This window comes from Pseudomonas sp. RL (assembly GCF_000647775.1).
GTDB lineage: Bacteria > Pseudomonadota > Gammaproteobacteria > Pseudomonadales > Pseudomonadaceae > Serpens > Serpens flexibilis.
Genome location: NZ_JBOY01000153.1, coordinates 1 through 766, shown reverse-complemented (window position 1 = coordinate 766; position 766 = coordinate 1). Strand labels below are relative to the sequence as shown.

Annotated in this window: 1 protein-coding gene and 1 pseudogene; one reads left to right on the top strand and one right to left on the bottom strand. The window is 71.9% G+C overall.

Annotation, left to right across the window (positions count from 1 at the left end):
• Positions 1–353: cupin domain-containing protein (locus tag AS93_RS0117290; protein ID WP_027591757.1), on the bottom strand; the 353-nt coding region annotated here is incomplete at its 3' end.
• A 150-nt stretch (positions 354–503) separates the two neighbouring features.
• Between AS93_RS0117290 and AS93_RS19720 the strand changes: the two are divergent.
• A pseudogene (locus AS93_RS19720) lies at positions 504–766 on the top strand (tetratricopeptide repeat protein); the annotation flags it as partial.

Genomic DNA, 766 nt, shown 5'->3' with positions numbered 1-766 from the left:
CCGCCGCCGTGGCGCAGGCGCGCCAGTCCGCCGCCCAGCGCGGGTTGCACCAGCGGCTCGATACGTTGCGCCGGCAGCCGTGGGTCGCTGCTCAGCACATGGGGCGGGTTGCGCGGCAGCAGGATGATCTCGCCGGCGCCCACCGCCAGCGGCGGCTGGCCGTCCAGGCCGAGCCACAGGCGACCGTCGAGCACGTAGTGGTAGGCCATCAGGCAGGCGGGTATCTGCCCGGGCAGCGGGCAGTCCTCGGGGCCGACCTGGGCGCGGATGCTCCAGGGTTCGGTGAACTCGGCCTGCAGGAAGGCCCCCGCGCACAGGCGCACGGCTTCGAGCAGCTGGGACAGCGCATCCACAGGGGCCTCACGTTCATCGTCAGCCGGCGGCTGGATCAAGAATGCCGGCGGCCGGGCTATAGGCGGCCACCGGCCTCCTTTCTAACGTAGCACCCACGCGCCCGGCACGACGGCGCCGGACGCGACGACGGCTAGCATGAGGATTTCATCATGACCATGCGTGATCACCTGGGGCTGGCGATGTCCGGCGCCGACACCAACAGCCTGGCCTGCTACCAGAGCGCCCTGGCCCACTTCCAGTGTTACGTCGGCGACCCGCTGGCCGAGCTTGACGATGCTTTGGCGCAGCGCCCGGAGCTGCTCATGGCCCACGTGCTGAAGGCCTGGCTGAACCTGCTGGGCACCGAAGCCCAGGGCCTGGCGGTGGCCGCCGAGGCGCACCGCGCGGCCAGCGCCCTGCCGGGCAACGCCCG